Annotated in this window: 1 protein-coding gene; it reads left to right on the top strand. The window is 34.5% G+C overall.

Annotated features, from left to right (window positions below):
- Positions 1–82 precede the first annotated feature (82 nt).
- Positions 83–3,217, top strand: coding sequence for an efflux RND transporter permease subunit (locus ACR0QS_RS12080; RefSeq protein ID WP_432633705.1), 3,135 nt, complete (start codon positions 83–85; stop codon positions 3,215–3,217).
- The last annotated feature ends 225 nt before the right edge of the window (positions 3,218–3,442 follow it).

The raw sequence follows: 3,442 nt of genomic DNA, 5'->3' as shown, positions 1-3,442 counted from the left end.
TTTTAAAACTTTTTCTTTTTCTATTCGTCTAATATATCAAACATTTTTTATAAAATAATTAATTTGAAGAGGAATATTTTTAATGAAAGGATTTTTAGAATTGGTAGTAAAAAGACCCGTTTCCGTTTTTATGGGTATGATTGCAGTTTTGATTTTAGGATTTGTGAGTTTGACAAAATTGTCCGTTGATTTTTTGCCCGACATGGAACTTCCATATATAACGGTTAGAACGACATACGAAAATGCGGGACCAGAAGAAGTAGAAAAATCGGTTACAAGAATAATAGAAAACGCCGTTGCCACCGTAAGCGGAATCAAAAATATAACTTCGACATCGAAAGAAGGAGAGTCAACCGTATTTGTGGAATTTAATTGGAAAACGGATTTGGCAAACGCTACGGCGGATATTAGAGAGGCGATAGATTCGGCTAAAAATTCTCTTCCTGACGATGCCGAAAGTCCGACTGTTTTAAAATTTTCAACCGATACAATGCCTATGATGGAAATAGCTTTTTTCGGAACGGATAATTTGGGCGCTTTATATAATCTGGTTGACAATCAAATATTAAATAAAATAGAGCAGGCTTCGGGCGTGGCGAGAGCGGAAATAAGAGGAGGACTAAAAACCGAAATGAAAGTCGATATAGTTTTGAATAGACTTCATGCTTACGGACTCAATATTAACGATATAGTCTCATTGCTTTCTTCGGAAAATCAAAATCTTTCTGGCGGCGAAACTTATGAAGGAGTTTATAAATATACTTTAAGAACGATGGGAGAATTCACGGACGAAGAAGATATTGAAAATACGGTTGTCGCGCTAAAAACAAACGACATTCCAATCAAATTAAGAGAAATCGGCAGAGTTTATCAAGGCTATTCGGACGATACGCAAATTGTAAAAATAAACGGTTCGCCTTCCGTTTCCGTTTCAGTAAATAAAGAATCGGGAGGAAACGCCGTTAATGTGGCAAAGGCGGTTCAAAATCAGCTCGATGGTTTGACTTCTATTTTACCCGAAGGAGTTGAATATCAAATATTATTCAACAGCGCCGATACGGTTAATGAATCGATACGAGGAGTTTTGGACGCGGCTTGGCAAGGCGGACTTTTTGCAATAATAGTTCTTATGATTTATTTATGGAATATTAAAACCGTTTCCGTTATAGCGATTTCGATTCCTATGTCGATAATAATCACTTTTACTTTAATGTATTTTATGGGAATAACTTTAAATATAATTTCTTTGTCGGGTTTGGTTTTGGGAATAGGAATGATGGTTGATAATTCTATTGTGGTTTTGGAAAATATATTTTATTATCGAAACGAAGGCTATGGAAAATATTCGAGCGCGATAAACGGAACTTCTTCGGTTGCGCTTGCAATAACGGCATCGACTCTAACGACTATTGCCGTATTTTTGCCTTTCTTATTTGTCGAAGGACAGACAGGACAGTTATTTAAAGATTTATGCATAACGGTTACGGTTTCTATGATTGGTTCGTTATTTGTCGCTTTGACTATAGTTCCAATGCTTGGCGCAAGATTAATTACAAATAAAAAAATAGAATCTTTGATTCCGATAGAAAAATTTTTTAACGAAAAGTTTCATGATAAAATAAAAAATATTTATACAAAAATTTTAAATTATTCTATAAAAAATAAATTGAAAGTTTTTATTCCATCTTTATCGGCGGCTTTTATCGTAATAATATTAGGACTCATTTTTATCGGCAAGGAAGGATTTCCAACTACGGACGAAGGACAATTTAAATTAGATATAACGATGCCCGTTGGGACAAAATCCGCTCAAACTCAAACATTCGTAACCAGAATGGAAAAAGATATTGAAATTGCAATGGGAGAAGATTTTAATAGAATGCAATCGAGAGTGGAATCTGGTTCGGATGAAAACTCCGCGGAAATAAGAGTTCAATTAAGAGAAAAAAGCGAAGGCAGAAAAAAATCGTTGGACGAATATATGGAAATTGCAAGAAATGTTTTATCTTCATATCCCGCTCAAATAAATATATCGGCGGTTTCGACAACGGTAATCGGAGGCGGCGGAAATAATAATAGCGGGCAGTCGATAAAGATAGAACTTATTGGAGACGATTTGGATAAATCAACTGAAATAGCGAATAATATAATAAACGCGATTTCGGAGGTAAACGGAATAAGAGAGCCGAGATTAAGCCGAGACGATTCAAATCCCGAATTAAAAATTTATGTCAATAGAGAGATAGCGGCTAAAATGGGGATAAATGTAAACACTATAGCAAATATCGTGAAGACGAGTTTTGCGGGAACTACGGCAACCACTATGACGCCATCTGGTTCGGATGTTACCGATATAGATGTTAAAGTGCAGCTTGGAGAGCCAGACAGATTAAATATTGACGATATAAATAGATTAATGATTCCAACTGCAAGCGGAATGACTCCGATTTCTTCTATAGCGACTGTTGAAAGAAGCTACGGACCGACTGAAATTGAAAGAAAAGACAGCGCAAGAATAACGACTATAACGGCATCGGGATACGGCAGAGCTTTAAACGAAATAATATTCGATATTCAAAATAAAATAAAAAACGAAGTGTTTATTCCATCGGGATTTAGCGTAAATTACAGCGGAGATTTTGAAGATATGAACGAAGCTTTCGGACAGCTTTTGCAGGCTTTGATTCTCGCTTTGGTTTTGGTTTATTCCATAATGGCAAGTCAATTCGAATCTTTTATAGCGCCTTTCGTAATAGCGTTCGCCGTTCCATTCGGATTTGCGGGTTCTTTAATCGCTTTATTTTTAGGAAGGCAGACTTTAAATGTTTACAGCGCGATAGGTTTTATAGTTTTAATCGGAATTGTGGTAAATAACGGAATAGTTTTAATCGATTATATGAATAGACTTATGGCAGAGAAAAAAATTAGCGGAGACGAAGCGGCTTTGGAATCTGGAGCAAGAAGACTTCGCCCCGTTCTTATGACGACATTAACAACGATTTTGGGACTTTTACCTATGGCTTTGGCGAGCGGAAGCGGAAACGAAATGTATCAGCCTTTATCATTATCAATACTCGGCGGACTTATAGTTTCAACGGCTTTTACTCTTATAATCGTTCCAACGGTTTATGCCGCTATAAGAAATAAAATTCCTCTTAAAGATTATGAGAAAAAAGACATTGAAAGCGTAAGCGATTTTAGAGAGTATGAGATATAAAGAATAAAAATTACATTTTAAATTTTTTAATCAATATTTACTTTTTGATTGAAAGATTTTTTGGTGTAAATGCAATAAAATAAATACTGATAAACTTTAATCTCGTTGGAAGAATAAAATATAAATCATTTCAATTTTTTTATTATTTTATTTAAATTAAAAACTATTCTTTAATAATTTTTGTATTATTGATTATAATTTTATTAGTGATATTATATACAATAT

This window comes from Brachyspira sp. (genome assembly GCF_050873525.1).
Taxonomy (GTDB): domain Bacteria; phylum Spirochaetota; class Brachyspiria; order Brachyspirales; family Brachyspiraceae; genus Brachyspira.
This window is presented reverse-complemented; position numbering and strand designations above follow the sequence as displayed.